Raw genomic sequence first — 23,976 nt, 5'->3', positions numbered from 1 at the left:
TATTTCGAGAGAGCGCATCATGAGTGATTCAAAAACGGATGTGGCGATCGGCATCGATGTCGGCACCGGCAGCGCGCGCGCCGGCGTGTTCACGCTGGATGGCGCCATGCTTGCCCAGGCGGTGCGCCCGATCCGCCAGTGGTGGCCGCGCGCCGATTTCATCCAGCAATCCAGCACCGATATCTGGGCCGCCGTTGGCGATTCCGTGCACGCGGCACGCGCCGAGGCCGGCAGAAACCTGCGTGTACGCGGCATTGGCTTCGATGCGACCTGTTCGCTTGTCGTGCTCGATCGCGGCGGCGCGCCGCTCAGCGTCGATCCCGCCGGCGCGGCGGAGCAAGATGTCATTCTGTGGGCCGATCATCGCGCGCACGGGCAGGCCGAACGGATCAACGCGGGCGATCACGCGGTGCTGCGTTATGTCGGCGGCCGCATCTCGCTGGAGATGCAGACGCCGAAACTGCTCTGGCTCAAACAGAACTTGCCGGAAATCTGGCGGAAGGCAGCACATTTTTTCGACCTGCCCGACTATCTCACCTGGCGTGCGACGGGAGCGCCATCGCGTTCGCTCTGCTCCACCGTGTGCAAATGGACCTATCTCGGCCACGAGAATCGCTGGGACGAGACCTATTTCCGCGCGATCGGCCTTGGCGATCTCGCCGACGAGAACTTCGCGCGCATCGGCACCGCCATCCTGCCGATGGGCGCGCCCGCGGGACCAGGGCTGTCGGTGGAGGCCGCCGCCGCGTTCGGGCTCGATGCCGGCATCCCAGTCGGCACCTCGGCGATCGACGCCCATGCCGGCGGTCTGGGCGTGATCGGCGCCGCTCTCGACGGCACGCCGCCGGACGATGCGGCATTCGCCCGCCGTCTGGCGCTGATCGGCGGCACCTCCTCGTGCCACATGGCGGTTTCGCGCACCCCGAATTTCGCTCCAGGCGTGTGGGGGCCGTATTTCTCGGCGATGGTTCCCGATTTCTGGCTGAACGAGGGCGGCCAGTCGGCGACCGGCGCGCTGATCGACCACATCGTGACCGGTCATGCCGCCTATCCCGCGCTGGCCGAACGGGCGCAAGTCCAGGGCATCACCATCTATCAGCTTCTGAACGGCATCCTGGACGATATGGCGGTGCGAGCGCCGTTGCCCGCATTACTCACCGAAGGGCTCCATGTTTTCCCCGATTTCCACGGCAACCGCTCGCCGCACGCGGATGCGACCCTGCGTGGCATGGTCTCCGGCCTGTCGCTTTCCGCCACGCCGGAGGATTGCGCGCGCCTCTATCTCGCGACCATCCAGGCGATCGCCTATGGCACGCGCCACATCATCGAAACGATGAACGCAAACGGCTACGCGATCGACACGATTTTCGCGACCGGCGGGGGCACCAAGAACCCGGTATTTCTGCGCGAGCACGCCGACGCCACGGGCTGCCGCGTGGCACTGCCCACCGAACCGGAAGCGGTTCTCCTGGGTGCGGCCATCCTCGGCGCGGTCGCCGGCAAAGCCTATTCCGATATTCGCGCGGCGATGGCGGCAATGAGCCGCGCCGGACAGGTCATCGCCCCAAACCAAGCCGCCGCCGGGTATCACGCCCGGAAATATGCGGTGTTCCAGCGCATGCACGCCGACCAGCTTGCCTATCGCACCCTTATGGCCGGCTATTGATGGATTGAGCCATCGGGATTCTGGCTATTACGGGACGGTCGTTTATTAAGGCTAAATGTCCAATCCGATCCTGCCCATCCGCATCATTCTCGGTCGCCCGCGCCTGTTCACCGGCCTTGTCTGTGGGTTGATCGCGTTTCCGTTCCTGCCGCACACCCTCCCATTGACCACGCGCGGCGTGATCTCATGGGACGTGTTCGTCGCCGCGTTCCTGATTCTCGCGGCCATCCATTTCGCGCACGCCGACCATAAGCGCATCGCTGCCGATGCCGCCCGTCAGGAGGAAGGTGAATGGTCGCTGTTCGCCCTGACGCTGATCGGCGCCGTGATGAGTTTCACCGCCATCGTGATTTTTTCCGGCCTCGCGCATCTGAAGGCCGCTCATAGCGAATATATCGCGCTTGTGGCACTTACCCTGACAGCATCGTGGCTGATGACCCAAGTGACCTTCGCGTATCGTTACGCGCATGAATACTATGCCATCACGAGCGCCGGCCCCGAGGGCGGCCTGGAATTCCCCGGCGAGGATTCGCCCGACTACCTCGATTTCATCTATTTTTCCTTCGTGCTCGGCATGACGTTCCAGGTATCGGACGTGAACGTCACCGGACGGAAAATGCGCCGCCTCGCCACGCTGCAAGGCTTGATCGGCTACATGTTCAATACAGTGGTGCTGGCGCTGACCATCAACATCGCCGCCGGGATTTTCTGAGCCGCAACGCCGCTCGCCCTGCCCAATCGCTGATCGGGCAAGGTTGGGCGGGCGGATGAGCCGGTGCGCGGTCAGGGCGGCGCGCGCGCGATGGCGCGGCAAAGGACGGGCTGGATGGCGCGGCCGGGCTGGGGCGGCACCTGAACATGGAACGGGATGTGCCGCATCGATGGTGTTTCGGGGGCGGTGTTTGTCCGCGGCTCGGGTGCCGCGGGTTCGGACGGGTTTGGCGATCTTGCGATGCAGAGGCAGGGCGGCGGCCTGATGCCGAGGCTGTGGCACAGGGGACGGAGCAGGCGGCCGAAGCGGGGATCGGCTTCGATCATGGCGGCGACCCTGGGATCGCCGAGGAAAAAGCGAAGCTGCGAGGCGGCCGTCCTGGATTCCGGCAACGGAGCGAGCAGCCAGGCGAAGCGGCGCGGCAGGCGGAGCGCTTCGGGTTCCGGCGATGCGGGCTCGGACGGTGCGGGTGCAGGTTCGGGTTCGCGCGGCGGTGCCGGAGGGCGTGTCCGCGCGCGGCGCCGGGGCGGGGTCGCGTAGCGGGGCGCGCTGGCGATGGCCTTGAAGCGGGCGGCGATGAAGCGCAGGCGGTTCCAGAGCAAGAGGGTCAGCAGCGGCGATGCGAACGCACCCTTGACGCCGCGGGCGGCGACGGCCTGGCAGAGATACTCGATGATGCCGGCGAAGCGGGCGGAGGGGGTGTTCAGGCTCACGAACGAAACAAGAACATAAATGACGGGGGGTGGGCAAGGGGATTGTGCGGGGTGGACAGGGCTGGTTCGACAGACCGTTTCGTCCCGCGCTCCATATCGCAGAATCAATCTCGTCCATGATCGGGCGGTGGGGGACAAGCCCTTACGTCGACGGCGTCGGAACTCCCGGTTCGCAGCAAGTTCCATCCAGCGCGTCGCCGATCCTTTGACGGTTCATATCTGTTGATAGTGCGCAAGGCATTGTCAGAATTGGCTACACGTCAGTAAAAGGCGGGGGCAACGGCCCAGAGAACGACGCATCGGGTCGAACCTGCATTTTCGAACCGATGTGGTAGAGCGCTCGAAAACTCAAACGAATCACCAGCGCAGAGAACGCCGGCCTGACCATCGACTTCGAGGCGCAGAGACCCTTCCAGGACCGTGCCCGCGTCGTAACCCGCATGGGTGTACGCGGTGTCGCCCGAGGAGCCATTCGGCTCAATGTGAACCAACATAAGCTGGATCTTACCGTCTCCGGCCTCCGCGGATAATAGCTGCTTCGTGACACCATTTGTCGTCAGTTTAAGCACTCGCCGCTGCTCTTGCCGAACGATCCAGCGCGGCTCATGTGCCATGGCGCTGGGTTCACTGAAGAACCAGCTCATAGGCACGCCGAAGACATCTGATAAACGCTGCAACGTTTTAATCGAAGGTGTTGAGACGCCGCACTCGATCTGACTCAGCATGCTTACCGAGACCCCGCTGAGCCTAGCTAACTCCTGCAGAGTCCAATTCCGTCTTCTGCGAGAGATACGCAACCGTGCTCCGACCTTCATCTGAGTGGACTCGGCCTCACCCTTGACCCTCCTTCTGCGCTTTAGTGCGCCAGCTCGGTCATATTCGTCCATCTGGGTTCCTTTTTCCGTTATAGCTATAAAAATTGCAGGATTTTTACATTTTTATTGACATTAAAATGCTCCGGATTATAGCTTGCCTTAAGTATGGCCGAAACTGAACCCGTATCGGGCGCCCCGCCCCGTCTAAGCGTTGTGCCGAGGGTCCCATTGGATTTTCTGTTGCGCTGTTTTTCTGATAACAATAGATGAGGAGGCCAAGATGCTGAAGTCTCATGCCATTCCTGTAAAGTTTGGCAGAATTCTGCTTTCATTATTTATCCTCTGGGGATTGTCCACGACACCAACTTGGGCGTCAACCAAAACCCTCTACCTTTTTAACTGGGCGCATTATATCGGTAATGGAGTTATCAAGAAATTTGAAGCAAAATGCGGTTGCAAGGTGATTCAGAGTTATTATAATTCCAACGCACAACTTGTCGCCAAACTCAATGCTGGGGGCGATGCGCAATACGATGTTGTTGTTCCGACCAGCTTTTATATTTCCCAGCTTGCTGACGAAGGATTAATTCAAAAACTAGACCATGCACGCCTATCGAATTTCAAAAATCTTCTGCCAAAATTTCAGAATCCAAGTTATGATCCACATGACGCCTATTCGATTCCATACCAATGGGGTACGACGGGTGTAATCTATAATACAAAAAAATTCAATAGCGCGCCGAATAGCTGGGCGTTACTGTTTGATCCGAAAGAAAATCCGCATTATCCGTTTGCGCTCATAGGTGGCAAGGGGCGTGAGACCATAGGCGCGGCATGTGCATACCTCGGTTTCGGTATTCAGTGTAGCAAGAAGAGTCAATGGTTGAAGGCGGCGCGCTTAATCGAGAAGACAACGAAGCGGCCGAATTTCATCGGCTTCGTTGGCGGCGAAGTCGAGGTTCATGATATAGAAGTTGGTATCATCGACGCCGGAATGAGCTGGAACGGCGACATTGCTACTTGTCACGCGGGGCAAATGGGGCATTGCCCGGATACGAGGTACATCGTGCCCAAGGAAGGCACTCTGATGTGGGTCGATACGATGGCCATTCCCGCACATGCGCCTGACCCGGCACTAGCGTACGAGTTCATAAACTATATTCTTTCCGCTAAAGCCGGAGCCGAGCTGTCGAACTTCAACAACTACTCGAGCCCCAACGCGAAAGCGATGCCATATCTTGATAAGGCCCTGAGTGCGCCATTGGTGTCGCCAGGCAAAGATGAGATGAGAAGATTGTATTTCTTGAATCCTCTTCCAAAGAACAAGGTGCAGGTATTTTACGCTATCTGGTCGGCAGTTCGCGAGCACTGACCGGATATGTCGTAGGTCTTATGACGGCGAGCACGGCCAGGATTCACGCGTGAAGAACTGACGATGGATCGACAGTCGTTTCCGGCCAGCCTTTATGTGGAAACCGCGAAGTCCGGCGTTGTTGCGCCGAGCCTTGCCGGTCACATTCGAACATCCGTCGCGATCATTGGCGGCGGCTATACAGGCCTCTCAGCGGCTCTATGTTTGGCAGAACGTGGCGTGCGGGTTGTCGTTCTTGAGGCCAACGACGTTGGTTGGGGAGCTTCAGGACGAAACGGGGGACAAGTAAATCCCGGCCTCAAAGCGGATCCGGACGAGATCGTGCGACGGTTCGGAAACGAGAGAGGAAACAGGATGATCGACTGGGCTTGGAACGGCCCCAGCCGAGTGTTTGAATTGGTGCGCCAGCACGGGATGGAATGTGAAGCGAGGCAGGATGGAACCATTCGCGCCGCATACACGACGACTGATGAAAGGCGGATCATGCAGAGTATCGCTCAATACGTGCGCCATGGCATGCCTGTAGAGCTTCTATCGTCACATGCGATGCAATCCCGAACTGGCTCGTCGCGCTATTTGGTCGGCATGCTGGATCGCCGCGGTGGATCGCTGAACCCACTGGGGTATGCGCGAGGTCTGGCAGCCGCCGCTCGGAGAGCCGGCGCGGAGATCTACGGCGCGAGCCGGGTGTTACGAGTCCGAAGAGACGGAGCCCATTGGACTCTTACGACGGTTCGGGGGAGCGTAGACGCCGAGCAGGTGGTTCTCGGTACTAACGGATATACGGATGAGGTTGCCGCAGCGGTTAAGAATAGCCTCGTACCTGTCTATAGTGCGATCATCGCGACGGAGCCTTTACCTGACGCGCTCGCAACTACCATCTTGCCGGGTCGACAAGTCGTCTATGAGCTTGGCCCGCTTCCAACCTACTTTCGAGTGGATGAAGGAAATCGTCTACTGATCGGAGGGCGGAGCGTTCTCCGATCGAAACAGGGGCTCAATAGTTTTCTCCATTTGAAGCGCTATGCGTCACGGCTATGGCCCTTTCTCAACGGAATTGAATGGACCCACGGTTGGAATGGCCGTGTCGCGATCACTTTGGATCATTACCCGCATGTGCATGAGCCGGCACCCGGTATGCTGGTGGGAGTTGGATACAATGGCCGCGGCGTCGCGATGGCGACGCTTGTAGGGGAGCTCCTCGCTCGTAGAGCCCTCGGTGCAAAGGACGATGAATTGGAGCTGCCCATCAGTCCCATCGCGCCGGTTCCATTGCGCCGGTTTTGGAGAGTGGGCGTGGCGGCCCGGATAGCATATGGTCGGATGAGGACCCGACTATCTGGATAACTTGGTCACCGGCTGGTGCGTTTTTGTGAATTTCGTGTCAAGTGGAGCGAAGCCGTGGGCGGCGCCTTCTCAGTCAGGCGAGGCTCCGGCCCACTTATTGCGGAACCGCGCCGATGCGGCGCGCGCGGCGACAGCCTGGCAGAGATACCCGCCGCCGGTTCATGATACCCGTAAAATCAGAGGCGGGATTTGTCATGATGCCCCTGTCGCAATGATCACTCTGCGCTCAGCGAACTCGGAAGAGCGTCGAAGAGGCGGCGGGCGATCCTCGCTTCTTCGGTATTGATGCCCCTGGGAAGAACAGGCATCAGAAAATCACCTTCCGTCGTTTTGATGAGCCATACCCTGCAAACATTGCGGCCGGCGAGACGTATTTTAAATTCAATCCGATCCACGACAAGAATCTCCGGCGGACGGGGATTGGTGACCGGGTCGTAACCGAAAGTCCGCATAACTCCGATCAAATGGGTGTGGTTATCGCCGACATCCCGATTTCCATAATTATGATCCCGGTACCACTGGCCTCCCGCGCCTTCGTGAAAATTGTCAGCCTCGAGTTCGAGCCGTGAAATTCGTCCTGGCGGCATTGGGATGGTTCCTCGACAGAAAGGCATGATTTTCTTGCCCGCTGGACGTTACCATATCCGTTCCTTTGCTTGAATGGAAATCTATTGCGGTGCAGGAGGATGGCGGCTTGCGGCACGATGGATTGCTTCGCTCCGCTCGCAATGACGGTTCCGATGTTTGCCCCAAACCGGGACACTGACAGGAGGATGGCGGCTTGCGGCGCGATGGATTGCGTCGCTCCGCTCGCGATGACGGTTCCGATGTTTGCCCCAAACCGGGACACTGACAGGAGGATGGCGGCTTGCGGCGCGATGGATTGCGTCGCTCCGCTCGCGATGACGGTTCCGATGTTTGTCTCGAACCGGGACACTGACAGGAGGATGGCGGCTTGCGGCGCGATGGATTGCGTCGCTCCGCTCGCGATAACGGTTCCGATGTTTGCCCCGAACCGGGACACTGACAGGAGGATGGCGGCTTGCGGCGCGATGGATTGCGTCGCTCCGCTCGCGATGACGGTTCCGATGTTTGCCCCGAACCGGGACACTGACAGGAGGATGGCGGCTTGCGGCGCGATGGATTGCTTCCGCCTCGCAGGCTCGGCGTCGCAATGACGGGATGGGGCGGTGCCTTTATTTTCCCGCCTTATGCGCCGCCGCTTCCTCGGCGCTGGAAACTCCGCCATGCGCCGCCGACCAAGCGACCGGGTCTTCCAGGAACTTGCGCACCCCGGCAAGTGTCGCTTCAGGGAAATAATTTCCGCCCCGGCAGGCTTCCAGCACATCCCACCAGGTGCAGAGATGGTGCAGGGAAATCCCCATCTCGGCGAGCTTGGACAGGCTGCCCGGAAACACCCCGTAATAGAACACCACGAAGACGTGATCGCAGATCGCCCCGGCGTCGCGCAGTGCGGTGGCAAACTGGATTTTCGAGCCGCCATCGGTGGTCAGATCCTCGACCAGCAGCGTGCGCTTGCCTTCCGGCACGTCGCCCTCGATCAGCGCGTTGCGGCCGAAACCCTTGGGTTTCTTGCGGACATAGGCCATCGGCAGCGACAGCCGGTCGGCGATCCAGGCAGCGTAGGGAATCCCCGCCGTCTCGCCGCCGGCCACCGCCTCGATCGTCTCGAACCCGATATGCCGGGTGAGCTTTTCCACCCCCAGCTCGCAGATTTTCGCCCGCGCGCGCGGAAAATAGATGATCTTGCGGCAGTCGATATAGACCGGCGCCTTCCAGCCCGAGGTGAAGGTATAAGGTTCGTCGGGGCGGAAATTGACCGCCTTGATTTCCAGCAGAATCCGCGCCGCCGTCAGCGCCGCATCCCGGTCCCAATCGCTCGCGTGTCCCATGCCCGCCGCCATCTCAGCCCTCCGTGCTCTGCGCGGTCCTAGATCACCCCTGCCCTGCCGTCCACCGTCTTGCCGCGCGGCGCCGAGGTGATAGACATCCCCGGAACCGAGCGCGGAGGAGCAAAATCGTGGCGAAAATCAAGGTCAGGAACCCCATCGTCGAGATGGATGGCGACGAGATGACACGGATCATCTGGGGCTTCATCAAGGACAAGCTGATTCTGCCCTATCTCGACATCGACCTGAAATATTTCGACCTCGGCATCGAGCACCGGGACGCCACCGACGACAAGGTAACTGTGGATTCGGCCCTGGCGACCAGGGAATACGGCGTCGCGGTGAAATGCGCGACGATCACCCCGGACGAAGCGCGAGTGAAGGAATTCAACCTCAAGCAGATGTGGCGCAGCCCGAACGGCACCATCCGCAACATTCTCGACGGCACGATCTTCCGCGAGCCGATCATCTGCCGCAACGTCCCCCGTCTGGTGCCGCACTGGTCCGAGCCGATCGTGATCGGCCGTCACGCCTATGGCGATATCTACCGCGCGGCGGAGACGAAAATCCCCGGCCCCGGCAAGGTGCAGCTTTCCTACATCCCCGCCGATGGCAGCAAGCCGATGATCCTCGACGTGCACGACTTCAAGGGGCCCGGCGTGGCGCTGGGGATGCACAATACCCGCGCCTCGATCGAAGGTTTCGCCCGCGCCAGCTTCAATTACGGCCTGCTGCGCAACTATCCGGTCTATCTTTCGACCAAGAACACCATCCTGAAAGCCTATGACGGCATGTTCAAGGACGTGTTCCAGGAGATTTTCGACGCTGAATTCAAGGCCGAATTCGACAGGCACGGCCTGACCTACGAGCATCGGCTGATCGACGACATGGTGGCCTCGGCGCTCAAATGGAATGGCGGCTATCTCTGGGCGTGCAAGAACTATGACGGCGACGTGGAAAGCGACATCGTCGCCCAGGGTTTCGGCAGCCTCGGGCTGATGACCTCGGTGCTGATGAGCCCGGACGGCAAAACGGTGGAGAGCGAGGCGGCGCACGGCACGGTGACGCGGCATTATCGCGAGCACCAGAAGGGCAAGCCGACCTCGACCAACCCGATCGCCAGCATTTTCGCCTGGACCCGCGGCCTTGCCTATCGCGGCAAGTTCGACGGGACGCCCGAGGTCACGGAATTCGCCGAAACCCTGGAACGCGTCTGCGTCGAAACCGTCGAATCCGGCCACATGACCAAGGATCTCGCCATCCTGATTTCCAAGGATCAGCCCTGGATGACCACGCAGGATTTCCTCGCCAAGCTCGACGAGAACCTGCAATCCGCCATGGGTCGCCGCAAGGCGGCATGACGACCATGCCGATACGGCCCTGACAAACGGGGGGCGCTCTTCTATTTATCGATAATGAGCACCATCCCGTTTTCCGTTCTCGATCTCGCGCCGGTTCCCGAGGGCGCGACGCCCGCCGATGCCTTGCGCAACACCGCCGATCTCGCGCGCCATGCGGAACGTCTCGGGTTCAACCGCTACTGGCTGGCCGAGCACCACAACATGCCGGGCATCGCCAGTGCCGCGACGGCGGTGGTGGTCGGCCATGTCGCCGGCGCTACAAGCAGCATCCGCGTCGGCTCGGGCGGAATCATGCTGCCCAATCACGCGCCGCTGATCGTCGCCGAGCAATTCGGTACCCTCGCCTCGCTCTATCCCGGCCGGATCGATCTTGGGCTGGGTCGCGCGCCGGGCACCGATCAGCGCACTGCCCGCGCACTGCGCCGCGACCTCGCGGGCAGCGAAGCCCGTTTTGCCGAGGATGTCCTTGAACTGCAATCCTATTTTCAGCCCGCGCCGCCCGATCAGCCGGTCCGCGCGGTTCCCGGCGCCGGGCTCGACATGCCGATCTGGCTGCTCGGGTCGAGCACCTACGGCGCGGAACTCGCGGCCGAACTCGGCCTGCCGTTTGCCTTCGCCTCGCATTTCGCACCCGACCTGCTGAGCCGCGCCTTGCAACTCTACCGCACGCGATTCCAGCCCTCGGCGCAGCGTGCCAGGCCCTATGCGATGCTCGGGGTCAATATCTTCGCCGCCGAAACCGACGCGCTCGCCGCGCATCTGTTCACCTCGCTGCAGCAGGCCTTCATCAATCTCCGGCGCGGCCGGCCCGGCAAATTGCCCGCGCCTCATGCCATGGAGGAACTCTGGTCGCCGCTGGAAAAAGCCCAGGTCGAGCACGCGCTCATGCATTCGATCGTCGGATCGCCGGAGACGGTCCACGCCGGGCTCGCTGCCTTCATCGCGGAATACCGCCCGGACGAATTGATGATTACCGCCCAGATCCACGATCATGCCGCACGGGTGCGCAGCTTCGAGATCGTCGCGGCGGCGCGCGACGCATCGGCCGTTCAGCTCCGCCCGTAGGTATCCTCGTAGCGCACGATATCGTCCTCGCCGAGATAGGCGCCGGACTGCACCTCGATCAGCGTGAGCGGAATGCGGCCCGGATTGTCGAGCCGGTGAACGCAGCCGAGCGGCAGGTAGAGGCTCTCGTTCTCGCGCACGAGATGGGTTTCGGCATCGCGAGTGACCAGCGCCGAACCCGCCACCACCACCCAGTGCTCGGCGCGATGGAAATGCTTCTGCAGGCTGAGCTTGGCGCCGGGCATGACGACGATCCGCTTGACCTGGAACCGGTCGCCCTGAATCAGGCTTTCGTAGAATCCCCAGGGGCGATAGACCCGGTTATGCGCCTCGGCTTCGGGGCGCTTGTCGCGTTTGAGCCGGTCGACCACGGATTTGACGTTCTGGGTCTTGTCCCGGTGGGTTACCAGAACGGCGTCCGGCGTGGTGATCACCACCACGTCCTCCAGCCCCAGCACGGCGGTCACCGCACCTTCGCTGCGCACGTAGCAGCGCGCCGAATCCTCGATCAGTGCTTCGCCCATCGCGGCATTGCCCGAAGCGTCTTTCGCCGCGACCTCCCAGATCGCCGACCAGGAGCCGACATCCGACCAGCCGATCGCCGCCGGCACCACGGCGGCGCGATCGGTCCTCTCGGCGATCGCGTAGTCGATGCTGATATCTGGCGAGGAGCGGAAACCCTCGGCGCCGAGCCGGATGAAATCGAGATCGAGCTGGCGCGCATCGAAGGCAACGCGCGACGCGCGGGCGACATCCGGTGCGAGGCGCTCCATTTCGGCGAGCAACGTGCGCGCGGTCGCGACGAACATGCCCGAGTTCCAGAAATGCCGCCCGTCGGCGATCAAGGCGGTGGCGGTCGCGGCCTCGGGTTTTTCGATAAAGCGCGCGATGCGGAAAGCGCCGTCATGACCGTCCAGCGCCGGACCGCGCTCGATATAGCCATAGCCGGTCTCTGCCGCGGTGGGCCGCATTCCGAACGTGACGATGAAGCCCTCGCGCGCGGCGCGCACGGCGATGCCGAGCGCCGATAGCAGCGCGGCCGTATCGGCGATCGACGCATCGGCGGCCATGATCCAGAGCACCGCGTCTGGGTCGGTTTCGGCGATCAGAAGCGCGGCGGCGGTGATCGCCGGCGCGCTGTTGCGGCCCTCCGGTTCCAGCATGATGCGCGCCCCCTCGGCGTCGGCTTCGCGCAACTGCTCGGCGACGATGAAGCGGTGCTCCTCATTGGCGACCACGATGGGCGGCGCGAACCCGTTGCCCGCGGCCCGCGCCGCGGTTTCCTGCAGCATGGTACGCCCCGAGATCAGCGGCCAGAACTGCTTCGGATAAGCCTTGCGCGAGACCGGCCAGAGCCGGGTGCCGGTGCCTCCCGAAAGAATCACCGGAACGATCGTCTCGTTCCGCGCTCCAGTCCCATCAGCCATGCGGTCCCCCAATTCACGTCGCCGCTTCATTGCCAGCGGATGCGTTATGCGTCCAGCATGATGCGGAAAAGGCAGGACATGACCGATTCGATCGACAAGATACGGCTCGAGGATCTCACCAGTGCCGAACTGCGCGCTCTGCTGCCGCGCCGGCCGGTCATCCTGCTGCCGCTGGGGAGTCAGGAGGATCAGGGCGCGCACGCGCCGATGGGCGATTTCCGGCTGACAGACATCATCGCCGCGCGCATCGCCCACGCCGCCACTGGCGCCGGAACCCTCACCCTCGCCGCCCCAACCCTGCCCTTCGGCGCCGCCGACCATTTCGGCGCCGTTCCCGGCGGTCTTGCGTTGGCGCCGGCAACGTTCCGCGCCGTGCTGTCCGATGTTCTAGCCGAGCTGGCACGCAACGGGCTGGAGCGCGTCGTGATTCTCAACGGTCATGGCGGCAACGCACCGGTCATTCACGAGGCGACGCTCGCGATCCGCCGCGCCGAGGGGCGGCTGATTCCGTCGGTCTATCTCTGGAAGATCGCACGCCGGCTGATGGAGCGCAGGATCGGCCCCGCTCCGGCGCGCTTCGGCCATGGCGGCGAACCGCTTGCCTCGATCACCCTCGCTTTGCGCCCGCGGGCGGCGCGACCCGATCTCGCAACCCCGCCCGCCGCCGCGGGACGCGTCATCGGTCTCGATGTCGCGGGATTCGGCGCACTGAGTTTCGGCGGCGTGGAGATCGACGCTCCGGTCGAATATCCCGAAATCGCCCCCAGTTCCGCCGCCGCCGATGCGACCCAGGCCGACGCGGCGCTGGGCGAAGCGGTGACCGATGAGCTGGTCGCCATCGCGGCGCGGCTCTGCGCGCATGTCGCTTCCCAGTCATGAGCCTCGTCGCCGGCTGGATTCCGGTCACCATCGCTGCCGCAATTTTCCAGGTCTGGCGCACCGCGTTGCAGGCGCGGCTGCGCGGCGCGCTAACGCCGGGCGGCGCCGGCTTCGTGCGCTATCTCTATGCGCTGCCGGTCGATCTTGTGCTCCTGTGCGGCGCCCTTGCAATACTGGATCGCGGCTTGCCCGTCTTCGGGAGCATATTCGTCCTGTTCTGCCTGATCGGCGGGATCGCGCAGATTTTCGGCACCAACCTGCTCATCATGGCGTTCGGTCATCGCAATTTCGTGGTCGGCACCGCCTATGCGAAGACCGAGGCGGCGCAGCTCGTGCTGTTCTCGGTGGTCGTGCTGGGCGCGCACCTTCCGACGATCGCGATCCTCGGCATCATGCTCGCCGTGGCGGGCGTACTCGGGCTATCCCTCGCCGGTCAACGCATGACTCCTTCCGAGGTGCTGCGCGCCTCGACGCAACCGGCGGCGCTGTGTGGACTCGGCGCCGGCACCGCCTTCGCGATCACCGCGATTTTGCTCCGCAACGCCTCACTCGCCCTGCCCGCGGCAACCCCCGTGCTGCTCAAGGCCCTGCTGGTGCTGATGCTGACCAATACGTTGCAGACGGTCGCGCAAGGCGCCTTCATGGCCCTGCGCATCCCCCGCGAACTCGTTCAGTGCATCGTGCTCTGGCGCAGAGCGGCGCCGGTCGGCGTGCTGTCGGCGCTGGGGTCGGGCTGCTGGTTCGCCGGCTTCGCGATGACCGACGTGGCGCTGGTGCGCGGCTTCGGCCAGATCGAGATTCTGTTCACCCTCGCCGTCGGGCATTTCTACCTGAAGGAGCGCACCAGGCCCGGCGAAACCATAGGGCTGGTTCTAGTGGCGCTCGGGGTCGTCCTGATCGCTGCGGCGGGGTTTGGTTAAGGCGTCAAGAACCGCCCCGGACATCCTTCACGGGACGCCCGTCGAGAACGCTGAAAAGACGCGGTGGCGGAACCGGTGATTCCGCCACCCTATCGAATCAGATCAGAGACCGAGACCGCCGAGAATACCGGTCAGACCGCTGAGGCCACCGAGGCCGCCGGTCAGTTGGCCGACCAGACCGCCAAGGATAGCCGCGCCACCCGCCGACAATGCGGCAAAGTCACCGGTCAGAGAGGTGAATACGCCCTCGAGATCCGCAGCTCCCCCCGAAAGCAGGCCGCCAAGACCGCTCAGGCTGCCGCCAAGGCTGAAGGACAGGCCGGCGCCCGAGACGGCGTCGATTTCAGCGGCGGTGAGTTCACGAATGGTTGTCATTGCGGATAGTTTCCTTTTTGTGAAGCGATTGAAAGGCGCAGAACTCCGCCGACGAGGACGCCGTTCTGCCGATAATGTCGGGCGAAAGGCTCTATCTGACCCCCGGACCTGCGGCCCGCGCCGTCATCGAATCCTCCCGAGGCTTGATCGCTTTTGGCGTTGTCTCAAAAACCATCAAAACCTAAGAAAACGTATACAACCTCGCCTAACCTCGTCAATTTGATTCTAGAATTATTTTTCAATTTAAATCATTAAAATTGCATTACGGTCGGCTCCGTTGCAATTGGAGGTTGCCGTTTTCTCAGGATTTCAAGAATTTACCCGGCACATCGATCATAAAATGAGAATCTGATCAAAACGCCAAAAATCATCTTGATTTTAGCGACCTTGCATGGCGTGTTACCGCAATCGGCGGTTTCATGGCGAAGGAGTGAGCGTGTCGGACGGTTTGTTTCGCGAAGCCACGCTCGACGCGCAGCGCGAGGAGTGGCTCGGCCCGATCCGTCTGGCCTCGCCGCCCGGACACTGGGTTCTGTCGGGCCTGGCCGGACTGATCGGCGCTGCCGTCATTCTGTTCCTGGTCTTCGGCCACTATACACGGCGCCAGACCGTATCCGGCGCGCTGGTGCCCTCATCAGGCCTGCTGAACATCAGCGCGACCATCGCCGGAACGGTCAAGCGGGTCGATGTGCATGACGGCGAAACGGTTCGCGCCGGGCAGCGCCTGCTCGAACTTTCCGGCGATGTCGACAGCCGGAGCATGGGCCTGATCGACGTGCTGATCGGTCAATCGCTGCGCGACCAGCAGGCGCTGCTCGAACAGGATCTCGCCACCCAGAAACAGGAAGTCGCGACCGAAACCGCAGGCCTGAACGCGAAACTCGTCATGCTGAACACCGAGCGCGGCGCGATCGCCGGGCAGATCGCGATCCAGAGGCAGGATATCGCCAGCACCGAAGCGGTTCTCAACAAGTTCAAAAGCATCGGCGGCGGCCGTTTCATCTCCGATCTGCAGATGCAGCAGCAGAAATCCACCGTGTTCGCGGCCCGCGCCCAGCTCAAGGCGCTCGAGCGCGAAACCGCCGCGATCGATCAGCAGATCGCCAAGACGACCCAGGATATCCACCAATTGCCGCTGAACGCGGCCACCCAATCGAACGCGACCCGCTCGAAACTGGCCAGTATCCGTCAGCAGCTTGCGCGGACTGCCGCTTCCGCCTCGATCGTGCAGCGCGCGCCGAATGCCGGCATCGTCTCGTCGATCGTGGTCGATCCGGGCCAGGCGGTCGCCACCGGCCAGTCGCTGATCTCGATCACCCCGGCAGGTTCGATCCTGCGCGCGCAGTTGCTGGTTCCCAGCCGGGCGATCGGCTTCATTCATCGGGGCAGCCGGCTCAACCTGCGCTACGCCGCCTTTCCCTACCAGGAATTCGGCCAGTATCGCGGCACCGTCGTCTCGATTTCGAAAAGCGCGCTGACACCAAGCGAAGTCGCGGCTCTGACCCAGACGCAGGCGAAGGAACCGCTGTACCGGGTGATGGTCGCGCTTGACCGCACCCATGTCGATGTCTACGGCCAGCGGGAGGCGCTACGCGCCGGACTGGCGCTCGATGCGACCATCGTGCTCGACCGGCGACGGCTGATCCAATGGGTGTTCGAACCGCTCTATGGTCTTGGGCGGGACGTATTCGTCGGCACACCGCACCACCCGGCGGTGCGGCGGACCGGCTCGAAGGTCGCGTCATGAAAATCCCGGATTTCGCATCGTTCGGCCTCGACGGCCTTACCTTCGGATTCGGCCGGCATTTGCCGATCGTTTTGCAGACCGAGGCGGCGGAATGCGGTCTCGCCTGCCTCACCATGGTCGGGCGCTATCACGGCCACGATATCGACCTGCCCAATCTGCGCCGGCAATTTCCCGCCTCGCTCAAGGGGGCAAATCTGACCCGGCTGATTGAGATCGCCGGCCGGCTCGGTCTCGATTCGCGACCGCTCCGGCTCGAACTGGAGGATCTGAAAAACCTCGGAACGCCGTGCCTGCTGCACTGGGATCTCAATCATTTCGTCGTGCTCAAATCGGCCGACGCGAACGGCGTGACCATCCACGACCCGTCGCGCGGCGTGCGCCGGCTGACCCTTGCCGAAGCGTCGCGCTCGTTCACCGGCATCGCGCTCGAATTGTCGCCGCGCGCCGATTTCCGGCCCGCCGAGGCGCGGCGCTCGATCTCGCTGCGCGCCCTCGCCGGCCGGATCGTGGGACTGCGCGCGGCCGCCGTGCAGATCCTGATCCTCGCTCTGGCGCTCGAGATATTCGGCATTCTGGGGCCGTTCTATCTGCAATGGGTGATCGATCAGGTGCTGGTCACCGCCGATCATTCGCTGCTCACCCTGCTCGGCATCGGTTTCGTACTGGTCACGATTTTTTCGGTGGCGATCTCGGCTTTGCGCGGCTGGGTCGTGGTCTATGTCAGCACCCTGCTCGACGTGCAGTGGGCCTCCAACGTGTTCGCCCATCTGATGCGCCTGCCGCTCGACTATTTCGAGAAACGCCATATCGGCGACGTGGTGTCGCGCTACGGTGCGGTGCAGAACATCCAGCGCACGCTGACCACCAAGTTCGTCGAAGCCGTGCTCGATGGGGTGATGGCGATCCTCACCCTGGTCATTCTGTTCATCTACAGCCCGGCCCTGAGCGTCATCGTGCTCGGCGTGTTCGCCGCCTATGGCGCGCTGCGCTGGCTGTTCTTCATGCCGCTGCGCCAGGCGACCGAGGATCAGATCGTCTTCGCCGCCCGTCAGCAGAGCCAGTTGCTGGAGGCGATCCGAGGCGTGCAGCCGATCAAGCTGTATAACAAGCAGAACGAACGCACCGCACGCTACGGCAACGCCCTGGTCGAGACCGCGAACCGCTCGGTCATGGTGCGCCGGCTGCATATCGTGTTCACCGCGCTGCAATCCGGCCTGTTCGGGCTGGAGAACGTGGCGCTGATCTGGCTCGCGGCCCTTCTGGTGCTGCGCGGACAGTTCACCGTCGGCATGCTGATCGCCTTCACCATGTATGCGAAGCAATTCACCGCGCGCGCCGGCAATCTGGTCGATTCGGCGATCGAGTTGCGGATGCTCCGGCTCTATGGCGAACGCCTCGCGGATATTGTGCTGACGCCGCCGGAACGGCATGTCGGCTCGGCCTATGAAGGGCCGCTGCCGACACCGTCGATCGAACTGCGCAATGTCGGTTTCCGCTACGGCGACGGCGAGCCCTGGATTTTGCGGAACTGCTCGATGCTGATCGAAGCCGGGCAATCGGCCGCGCTGGTCGGGCCGTCCGGTGCCGGCAAGACCACTTTGGCCAAATTGATCCTCGGGCTGCTGGAACCCACCGAAGGCGAAATCCTGGTCGGCGGGCTCGACATCCGCACGCTCGGCCTCGCCACCTATCGCTCGATGATCGGCGCGGTGATGCAGGACGACCAGTTATTCGCCGGATCGATCGCGGAAAATATCAGCTTCTTCGATCCGGCGTCGACGAACGAGCAGGTGACCGAAGCCGCGACCATGGCCGGAATTCACGACGAAATCGCGGCGCAGCCAATGGGCTACCGAACCCTGGTGGGAGACATGGGCTCGACGCTTTCTGGCGGCCAGCGCCAGCGGCTGATCCTGGCGCGTGCGCTGTATCACCGGCCGCGCATCCTGTTGCTCGATGAAGCGACCAGCCATCTCGACACCGCGCGCGAAGCCCGCATCGTCGAGGCGATCGCAGGGCTGAACGCGACCCGCATCGTGATCGCCCACCGCCGCGAGACCATCGTGCTGTGCGACCAGATCATTCTGCTGAACGCCGGCCAGGCGAACCGGATCACCCTGGCGCCGCCGACGCCGGAAGCACAGGAAACCCAAGCCGGCGTCCGTAACAAACGGAAACATGAAAAAGCCTGAAAATCAATAACTTATAGAGAAATAATCAGAAATATTCATTGATTTTCCAGACCGTTCGCCCGCGTCTAGTGTGCATCGCAGCGATTTGATGAGGCTTCGATCACGATGACGCGCATGGCCATGCGGCCGGATGGATGGACGAGGATGCCGCGGGCGGATGACACCCGGCGCGGCCTGAAATCGGTCATTTCATGCGAAGGTTTTGGTCTGCACGGCGGCGCGGCGGTTCATCTGCGCTTCGTGCCGGCCGCGCCAGGGAGCGGCATCGTATTCCGGCGCACCGATCTCGATGCGACCATTCCGGCACGGCACGATTTCGTCGCCGATACCCGTCTCTGCACCGTTCTCGCCGATCCCCGGCACCCGGAGGCGCGGATCGGTACGGTCGAGCATGTCATGGCATCCCTCGCCGGGCTTGGGATCGACGATGTGCTGATCGAGGTGGATGGCCCGGAAGTCCCGATCCTCGATGGTTCGGCCGCTGAATTCGTGTTCCTGCTCACCTGTGCTGGCATCGCCGAAAGCGAGGCGCCGCGCGAGGTGATCGAAATCCTGCGCCCGGTGCGCATCGCCGACGGCGCTGCCTTCGCCGAACTGCGCCCCGCCGGGCCGGATGCCGAAGGATTTGCCCTGGCGCTCGACATCGATTTTCCGGCCCGCGCGATTGGCCGCCAGGCTTTCTCGCTCGACCTCTCGCCCGCACGCTTCACCGAGGATCTGTCCCGCGCACGCACCTTCACCATGAAGGACGAGATCGACGCGCTGCATGAAGCCGGTCTGGCGCGCGGCGGCAGCCTCGCCAATGCGGTGGTGGTGGATGGCGGCCGCGTGCTCAACCCCGAGGGCCTGCGCTACCCTGACGAATTCGTGCGCCACAAGCTGCTCGACGTGGTGGGCGATCTCGCTTTGGCCGGCGCGCCGATCATCGGCCGCTTCGTCGGCGCGCGCACCGGCCACCGGCTGAACAATCTTTTGCTGCGCGCCTTGTTCGCGGATCCGGCGAATTATCGCCGGTTCGAGACCACCATCCCGGAATTCGCCGCCGTCGCCTGACGGCCCCCCTACCGGGTCGCCGCGATCACCCGTCCGTTCTGCATGCGCCAGATCCGGTCGAATTTTTCCACGCCGGTCAGCCGATGGGCAATCAGCAGGACGGTCCGTCCGGCCAGGGTCTCGTTCAGCGTGCTCATGAACTCGCGTTCGGTCTCGATATCGAGACCCGAGCAGGGTTCATCCAGAATCAGAACCGGCGCCGGACTCAGCAGCGTGCGCGCCAGCGCGAGACGCCGCCCCTGCCCGCCGGAAAACAATACCCCTTGTTCGCCGACCCAGGCATCGAGCCGATCCGGCAGGGCGCGAACGACATCGCCGATCCGCGCGGCATCCAGTGCCGCCCAGAGTTCCGCCTCGCTGGCATCGGGCCGGGCAAGGAGCAGATTATTGCGCACCGTATCGGCGAAAAGATGCGTCGCCTGCGACAGCCAGGCGACGCGCGTGCGCACGTCCGCCGCGTTGAGCCGTGCGATATCCACCCCGCCGAGCCTGATCTCCCCGGCCTCGGGTTCGGCAAGCTTGAGCGCCAGCGCGGCAAGGGTCGATTTTCCGGCACCCGATGGCCCGAGCACGGCGATGCGCGAACCGGCCGGTACCTGAAGCGACAGCCCGTCGAACACCGGCGGCAAGGTGGCGGACCAGCGGAATGTCACCTCGTCGAAACTCAAACCATGCGCAACCGGCATGGTGGCGGGCGAGGCGGGATCGGCGACGCGCGGCGGCGCTTCCGCCGCCTCCAGCACGCGAGTTGCCGCGGCGCTCGCGCGGCCCGCGATCACCCCGGCGCGCGGCATCGCGCCCACCGCCTCGAAAGCAGCGATCGCCACGAACACCGCGATAACGATGGCGACAGGATGCGCGCCATGGATCAGCAGAACGGCGAGAAGTGCTGCCTGCGCGGCCAGGAACGAGACCGCCTGCATCGCCCCCGCGCGCGCGGCGAGCATTCTTTCTGCACCGAACAGCCGCGATTCCTGCGCCTGGATCGCGGCCAGCATCCGCCCCTCGGCGCCGTAAACCTTGACCTCCCGTAAGCCGCTCAGCGCATCGAGCGCTGCGACGCGCAAGGCGCCGCCGGCCTGCGCTTCCGCCTCGGCGGACCGGCGCGCCGCTCCCATCGCCCGCCAGGGGAATAAAAAAGCGATCAGCGCGAACAGCGCCAGCACGATCGCTGCCGCCGCGGCATCCTCGCGTCCGACCACGAACAGCAGAACGGGAATCAGCATCAGGGCGCCGAAGCCGGGAACCAGGATGCGAAGAAAAATCCCGTCCAGCGCCTCGATGTCGTTGACCAACCGGGCCAGAACGTCGCCCGCGCGACGATAGCCGAGCCCGCCGGCAGCGCTGCACGCGAGGCCCCGGAAGAACCAGATGCGCAATGCCGTGAGCGCGCGGAACGTGGCATCGTGGGTGACCAGCCGTTCGAAATAGCGCAGCGCCACGCGCGCGACGCCAAGCGCCTCCAGCGCGGCCGGTACCGCGAGGCCGATGCCGAGCGTCGCCGCGGCGATGTAGCGGCCGGCACCGGCCATCAGCGCGACCCCGGCGGCGAGCGCGGCGAGAGCGACGATCACGCCTGCGGCAAGGGCGGCGCGCTGCGCCCGCCATAATCCGATGATCCGCAGGATCGGCCGCGCCCGGTTCATCAAGCGACCCCTTCCAGCCCTGCGGTGCGCACGGCACCGAGATCGAGCTTGCGGCCGGTGAACTCGTGGGCGAAAGCGGCATGGCTCGCCAGGATCACGGTCCGCCCGATCGCGAGCCGCTTCAGGCTGTCCAGCACGTCGCGTTCGGTCGCCGGATCGAGCTGCGCGGTCGGTTCGTCGAGAAGCAGAAGCTTGGCGTCCTTCAGAAACGCGCGTGCGATCGCGATCCGCTGCGCCTGGCCGCCGGAAAGCCCATAGCCGCCGTCGCCGATCGGCGTCGCAAGCCCAAGCGGCAGCGCATCGGCGAAATCGGCGACGCGGGCGAGCCGGACCGCCTCGCGCAATTCGGCCTCGCTCGCCTCCGGCCGGCCCAGCCGGATATTCTCCTCGATCGATCCCGCGAACAGAAAGGGCCGCTGGCCGATCATCGCGGTCATGCGCGCGAGCGCGGCCGGAACGATGGTCTCGATCGGCGCGCCGTTGACGGTGATCCGTCCGGCCTGCGGATGCGCGAAACCGAGCAGCAATTCGAGAATCGTCGATTTGCCCGAGCCTGACGGTCCCACCAGCATCATCGTCTCGCCGGCCGGCAGGCGGAAACTGAGCCGATCGAGGACCGTGCCGCGCAGCGTATCCCAGGCGAACGACACGCCCTCGAAAACGATGGTCACCCCTTGGGCCGGCACGGTGCGGATCGCGGGCGGCGGTGCGGCGTGCACCTCCGCGCGCGGCAGTTCGATCAGATCCTCCGCCGCCGTCTCGGCGGTCATCCGGTCCTGATAGACCGCCGAAAATGCCCGCAGCGGCGCGAAGAACTCGGGCACCAGAAGCAGGGAAAACAGGGCAGCGGGAGCGGACGCCCAATGGCCGGCGAGCAGCGGTCCGGCGAACCGGATCGCGATCGCGACCAGCGCCGCGGCGGCGAGCAGATCCATCACCGTCGCGTTCAGAAAGGCGACGCGCAGGATACGCAGGGTGCGGCGGCGCAGCTCGTCGGCGGTGCCGCCCAGCGCCTCGGCCTCGGCCTCGGCCCGACCGGCGAGCACGATGGTCCCGATACCGCGCACCCGGTCGAGGAATCGCGTCTGCAGCCGCCGCATCGCGGTGAATTGCCGGCGTGCCGCCATGCCGGTGCCGATTCCGGTAACCGCCATCGAAACGGGCACCAGCAATCCGGCGATCAGCAGAATGAGCCCGCTGCGCCAGTCGGCGATCGCCGCGGCGGCGGCGACCATCAGGGGACCCACCAACGCAATGCCGGACGCCGGAATCCAGCGCCCGTGCAGCCCGCCCAGCGCCTCGATCCGATCGACCACCACCGCCGCGAGCTCGGCGGAATGGCGCCCGCGCAGCAAGCCGGGGCCGAGCGTCATCAGCCCGCCGAGCGTGGCACTGCGCAGCCGGCGACGCGCGGCGATGCCGAGCCTTGCTGCCTCGCGTTCCTGCACGACGATCAGCCCGGCGCGCAGCACGGCGGCGATCGCGAAGCCGATCGCGAGCAATTCGACCGGCGCCGAACCGGGGCGCAGAGCGGCGGCGAGCAGGCGGGACGCGCAATAGATCTGGCCGATCGCGAGCAGAACGCCGAGCAGCCCGAGACCGGTCGCGGGCGCGGCGCGGCGCCGTCCGCCGCGAATTTCCTGCCTGATCCATGATTTTGTCGGGGAGACGCTGCGTGCCATGGCCGGAGACATATAAAGCTTTCCCATGAAACCCAACAGCACGGGACGCCGGGGACCGCGAGAGCGCGATTTCTTCATCACGGTGCCTCAATGAAGCGGGATCAAGTCATGAATCTAACAGGAACATGACGAGAAGATGACTAATTTATTCATGTTTTCAAAGAACAAACCAGGACTCAGACCGGCGGGAGTGGACGAAAGCGCCGGTTTCGCCCATGAGGCGCCGCATAACCTAGCCATAAGACGTGTGAGCCGAGGAACCCATGCACATCGCCCGTACCCTTGCGGAACTGCGCGCGGCCCGTGCTGGCCACGCTGGTCCTCTGGCCCTCGTTCCGACCATGGGTGCGCTGCATGACGGGCATCTCGCGCTGGTGCGCGCCGCGCGCGCCGCCGGGGGTGCGGTCGCCGCCTCGATTTTCGTCAACCCGACCCAGTTCGGTCCCAATGAGGATTTCGGCCGCTATCCGCGCGATCCCGATGCCGATTGCGCGATGCTGGAAGCGGCAGGCTGCGACCTCGTCTGGCTGCCGACGGTCGACATCATGTATCCGCCGGATGGGGCGACCATGATCGACGTCGCCGGTCCCGCCTTATTGTGGGAAGGCGCCGCGCGGCCCGGCCATTTTCGCGGAGTCGCAACCGTGGTCGCCAAGCTGTTCGGCCAAATGCGGCCCGATTCTGCCTATTTCGGTGAAAAAGACTGGCAACAAATCCAGGTGATCCACCGGATGGCGGAAGATCTTCTGCTGCCGGTCGCGATCGTCGCGGTGCCGACACGGCGCGAGGCGGACGGCCTCGCCATGTCGTCGCGCAACCGCTACCTCACCCCGGAAGACCGTGCGCGGGCGCCGGATCTGTTCGCGACCTTGTGCCGCGCGCGCGATGAGCTGCGCGCCGGCGCTGCTATCGAAGCGACACTCGCCGCCGGGCGCGAAACCCTCGCGCGCGCCGGCTTCGCGGTGGATTATCTTGCCTTGGTCGCGCCCGAGTCGCTGGCACCGCTCAATGCCCGCGCGGGAGCGGCCCGGCTGATCGCGGCGGCGCGGCTCGGCTCGACGCGTCTGCTCGACAATATCGCGGTCTGAATCGGA

At 63.9% G+C, this 23,976-nt stretch carries 20 protein-coding genes; 12 read left to right on the top strand and 8 right to left on the bottom strand.

The genetic code is table 11. The features are described 5' to 3' along the window. Nucleotides 1-19: 19 nt before the first annotated feature. Nucleotides 20-1,666 carry an FGGY-family carbohydrate kinase gene (locus tag AiwAL_RS09105; protein WP_262312561.1) on the top strand — a complete coding sequence of 549 codons (1,647 nt, stop codon included), beginning with the start codon at nucleotides 20-22 and terminating at the stop codon, nucleotides 1,664-1,666. Between the two features lie 55 nt (nucleotides 1,667-1,721). Further along, on the top strand, nucleotides 1,722-2,378 hold the full coding sequence (locus AiwAL_RS09100; RefSeq protein WP_235703798.1) for a DUF1345 domain-containing protein: 657 nt from the start codon (nucleotides 1,722-1,724) through the stop codon (nucleotides 2,376-2,378). A gap of 71 nt (nucleotides 2,379-2,449) precedes the next feature. Here the strand turns inward: AiwAL_RS09100 and AiwAL_RS09095 are convergent, their stop codons facing one another. Beyond that, nucleotides 2,450-3,091, bottom strand: a complete 642-nt coding sequence (locus tag AiwAL_RS09095) for a hypothetical protein (protein WP_262312560.1) — start codon at nucleotides 3,089-3,091, stop codon at nucleotides 2,450-2,452. Between the two features lie 260 nt (nucleotides 3,092-3,351). After that, complete coding sequence (locus AiwAL_RS09090) at nucleotides 3,352-3,906, bottom strand: helix-turn-helix domain-containing protein (RefSeq protein WP_235703831.1); 555 nt, start codon at nucleotides 3,904-3,906, stop codon at nucleotides 3,352-3,354. A gap of 280 nt (nucleotides 3,907-4,186) precedes the next feature. On the opposite strand from AiwAL_RS09090, the gene AiwAL_RS09085 reads away from it, so the two are divergent. Together AiwAL_RS09085 and AiwAL_RS09080 are read left to right on the top strand one after the other, a co-directional pair. After that, on the top strand, nucleotides 4,187-5,278 hold the full coding sequence (locus AiwAL_RS09085) for a PotD/PotF family extracellular solute-binding protein (protein ID WP_235703800.1): 1,092 nt from the start codon (nucleotides 4,187-4,189) through the stop codon (nucleotides 5,276-5,278). A gap of 63 nt (nucleotides 5,279-5,341) precedes the next feature. Continuing rightward, nucleotides 5,342-6,625 carry an FAD-binding oxidoreductase gene (locus AiwAL_RS09080; RefSeq protein WP_235703801.1) on the top strand — a complete coding sequence of 428 codons (1,284 nt, stop codon included), beginning with the start codon at nucleotides 5,342-5,344 and terminating at the stop codon, nucleotides 6,623-6,625. Between the two features lie 215 nt (nucleotides 6,626-6,840). Here AiwAL_RS09080 and AiwAL_RS09075 read toward each other — a convergent pair whose 3' ends face one another. Both AiwAL_RS09075 and AiwAL_RS09070 read right to left on the bottom strand, forming a co-directional pair. Further along, a complete protein-coding gene (locus tag AiwAL_RS09075) occupies nucleotides 6,841-7,212 on the bottom strand; it encodes a hypothetical protein (RefSeq protein ID WP_235703802.1) in 372 nt (123 codons plus the stop codon). A gap of 609 nt (nucleotides 7,213-7,821) precedes the next feature. Further along, the gene (locus AiwAL_RS09070) at nucleotides 7,822-8,550 is read right to left on the bottom strand and encodes an orotate phosphoribosyltransferase (protein ID WP_235703803.1); all 729 of its coding nucleotides are present in this window, start codon (nucleotides 8,548-8,550) and stop codon (nucleotides 7,822-7,824) included. Nucleotides 8,551-8,666: 116 nt separating this feature from the next. Between AiwAL_RS09070 and AiwAL_RS09065 the strand changes: the two genes are divergently transcribed. Together AiwAL_RS09065 and AiwAL_RS09060 are read left to right on the top strand one after the other, a co-directional pair. Beyond that, entirely contained in the window at nucleotides 8,667-9,896 is a 1,230-nt protein-coding gene (locus tag AiwAL_RS09065; protein WP_235703804.1) for an NADP-dependent isocitrate dehydrogenase, read from the top strand. 54 nt (nucleotides 9,897-9,950) lie between these two features. Continuing rightward, complete coding sequence (locus AiwAL_RS09060) at nucleotides 9,951-10,961, top strand: LLM class flavin-dependent oxidoreductase (protein WP_235703805.1); 1,011 nt, start codon at nucleotides 9,951-9,953, stop codon at nucleotides 10,959-10,961. Here the strand turns inward: AiwAL_RS09060 and AiwAL_RS09055 are convergent. Continuing rightward, on the bottom strand, nucleotides 10,946-12,388 hold the full coding sequence (locus AiwAL_RS09055) for a mannose-1-phosphate guanylyltransferase/mannose-6-phosphate isomerase (protein ID WP_235703806.1): 1,443 nt from the start codon (nucleotides 12,386-12,388) through the stop codon (nucleotides 10,946-10,948). The genes AiwAL_RS09060 and AiwAL_RS09055 overlap by 16 nt on opposite strands. 78 nt (nucleotides 12,389-12,466) lie before the next feature. Between AiwAL_RS09055 and AiwAL_RS09050 the strand changes: the two genes are divergently transcribed. Next, nucleotides 12,467-13,267, top strand: coding sequence for a creatininase family protein (locus AiwAL_RS09050; RefSeq protein ID WP_235703807.1), 801 nt, complete (start codon nucleotides 12,467-12,469; stop codon nucleotides 13,265-13,267). Continuing rightward, nucleotides 13,264-14,187 (top strand): EamA/RhaT family transporter, encoded by a 924-nt coding sequence (locus tag AiwAL_RS09045; RefSeq protein ID WP_262312559.1) that lies wholly within the window; start codon nucleotides 13,264-13,266, stop codon nucleotides 14,185-14,187. Before AiwAL_RS09050 ends, AiwAL_RS09045 begins: the two co-directional genes overlap by 4 nt. Nucleotides 14,188-14,289: 102 nt before the next feature. On the opposite strand, the gene AiwAL_RS09040 is transcribed toward AiwAL_RS09045, so the two are convergent. Continuing rightward, the gene (locus AiwAL_RS09040) at nucleotides 14,290-14,562 is read right to left on the bottom strand and encodes a hypothetical protein (RefSeq protein ID WP_235703809.1); all 273 of its coding nucleotides are present in this window, start codon (nucleotides 14,560-14,562) and stop codon (nucleotides 14,290-14,292) included. A 436-nt stretch (nucleotides 14,563-14,998) separates the two neighbouring features. Here AiwAL_RS09040 and AiwAL_RS09035 point away from each other — a divergent pair, with 436 nt between their 5' ends. The 3 genes from AiwAL_RS09035 (at nucleotide 14,999) to lpxC (ending at nucleotide 19,554) form a co-directional block, all read left to right on the top strand. Next, nucleotides 14,999-16,309: an HlyD family secretion protein gene (locus AiwAL_RS09035; RefSeq protein WP_235703810.1), complete on the top strand. Its 1,311-nt coding sequence runs from the start codon at nucleotides 14,999-15,001 to the stop codon at nucleotides 16,307-16,309. After that, the gene (locus AiwAL_RS09030) at nucleotides 16,306-18,501 is read left to right on the top strand and encodes a peptidase domain-containing ABC transporter (RefSeq protein ID WP_262312558.1); all 2,196 of its coding nucleotides are present in this window, start codon (nucleotides 16,306-16,308) and stop codon (nucleotides 18,499-18,501) included. Before AiwAL_RS09035 ends, AiwAL_RS09030 begins: the two co-directional genes overlap by 4 nt. A 144-nt stretch (nucleotides 18,502-18,645) precedes the next feature. After that, nucleotides 18,646-19,554 (top strand): UDP-3-O-acyl-N-acetylglucosamine deacetylase, encoded by a 909-nt coding sequence (gene lpxC, locus AiwAL_RS09025; RefSeq protein WP_262312557.1) that lies wholly within the window; start codon nucleotides 18,646-18,648, stop codon nucleotides 19,552-19,554. 8 nt (nucleotides 19,555-19,562) lie between these two features. Here the strand turns inward: lpxC and cydC are convergent, their stop codons facing one another. Together cydC and cydD are read right to left on the bottom strand one after the other, a co-directional pair. Then, nucleotides 19,563-21,200: a thiol reductant ABC exporter subunit CydC gene (cydC, locus tag AiwAL_RS09020; RefSeq protein ID WP_262312556.1), complete on the bottom strand. Its 1,638-nt coding sequence runs from the start codon at nucleotides 21,198-21,200 to the stop codon at nucleotides 19,563-19,565. Then, entirely contained in the window at nucleotides 21,200-22,882 is a 1,683-nt protein-coding gene (gene cydD / locus AiwAL_RS09015; RefSeq protein WP_235703832.1) for a thiol reductant ABC exporter subunit CydD, read from the bottom strand. The genes cydC and cydD overlap by 1 nt, the downstream gene beginning before the upstream one ends. Before the next feature lie 263 nt (nucleotides 22,883-23,145). Between cydD and panC the strand changes: the two genes are divergently transcribed. Then, nucleotides 23,146-23,970, top strand: a complete 825-nt coding sequence (gene panC / locus AiwAL_RS09010) for a pantoate--beta-alanine ligase (protein WP_235703814.1) — start codon at nucleotides 23,146-23,148, stop codon at nucleotides 23,968-23,970. Nucleotides 23,971-23,976 lie beyond the last annotated feature (6 nt).

Source organism: Acidiphilium sp. AL, from assembly GCF_025499445.1.
GTDB classification, from domain to species: Bacteria; Pseudomonadota; Alphaproteobacteria; order Acetobacterales; family Acetobacteraceae; genus Acidiphilium; species Acidiphilium iwatense.
This window is presented reverse-complemented; position numbering and strand designations above follow the sequence as displayed.

Excerpts from the sequence above, each read along its gene's own strand:
- AiwAL_RS09070 (WP_235703803.1), bottom strand. The coding sequence starts at position 8,550 with ATGGCGGCGGGCATGGGACACGCGAGCGATTGGGACCGGGATGCGGCG.
- lpxC (WP_262312557.1), top strand. The coding sequence starts at position 18,646 with ATGCCGCGGGCGGATGACACCCGGCGCGGCCTGAAATCGGTCATTTCA.
- AiwAL_RS09100 (WP_235703798.1), top strand. The coding sequence starts at position 1,722 with ATGTCCAATCCGATCCTGCCCATCCGCATCATTCTCGGTCGCCCGCGC.
- AiwAL_RS09085 (WP_235703800.1), top strand. The coding sequence starts at position 4,187 with ATGCTGAAGTCTCATGCCATTCCTGTAAAGTTTGGCAGAATTCTGCTT.
- AiwAL_RS09050 (WP_235703807.1), top strand. The coding sequence starts at position 12,467 with ATGACCGATTCGATCGACAAGATACGGCTCGAGGATCTCACCAGTGCC.
- AiwAL_RS09060 (WP_235703805.1), top strand. The coding sequence starts at position 9,951 with ATGAGCACCATCCCGTTTTCCGTTCTCGATCTCGCGCCGGTTCCCGAG.
- cydC (WP_262312556.1), bottom strand. The coding sequence starts at position 21,200 with ATGAACCGGGCGCGGCCGATCCTGCGGATCATCGGATTATGGCGGGCG.
- AiwAL_RS09055 (WP_235703806.1), bottom strand. The coding sequence starts at position 12,388 with ATGGCTGATGGGACTGGAGCGCGGAACGAGACGATCGTTCCGGTGATT.
- AiwAL_RS09105 (WP_262312561.1), top strand. The coding sequence starts at position 20 with ATGAGTGATTCAAAAACGGATGTGGCGATCGGCATCGATGTCGGCACC.
- AiwAL_RS09030 (WP_262312558.1), top strand. The coding sequence starts at position 16,306 with ATGAAAATCCCGGATTTCGCATCGTTCGGCCTCGACGGCCTTACCTTC.
- panC (WP_235703814.1), top strand. The coding sequence starts at position 23,146 with ATGCACATCGCCCGTACCCTTGCGGAACTGCGCGCGGCCCGTGCTGGC.
- cydD (WP_235703832.1), bottom strand. The coding sequence starts at position 22,882 with ATGGCACGCAGCGTCTCCCCGACAAAATCATGGATCAGGCAGGAAATT.
- AiwAL_RS09040 (WP_235703809.1), bottom strand. The coding sequence starts at position 14,562 with ATGACAACCATTCGTGAACTCACCGCCGCTGAAATCGACGCCGTCTCG.
- AiwAL_RS09090 (WP_235703831.1), bottom strand. The coding sequence starts at position 3,906 with ATGAAGGTCGGAGCACGGTTGCGTATCTCTCGCAGAAGACGGAATTGG.
- AiwAL_RS09080 (WP_235703801.1), top strand. The coding sequence starts at position 5,342 with ATGGATCGACAGTCGTTTCCGGCCAGCCTTTATGTGGAAACCGCGAAG.
- AiwAL_RS09075 (WP_235703802.1), bottom strand. The coding sequence starts at position 7,212 with ATGCCGCCAGGACGAATTTCACGGCTCGAACTCGAGGCTGACAATTTT.
- AiwAL_RS09045 (WP_262312559.1), top strand. The coding sequence starts at position 13,264 with ATGAGCCTCGTCGCCGGCTGGATTCCGGTCACCATCGCTGCCGCAATT.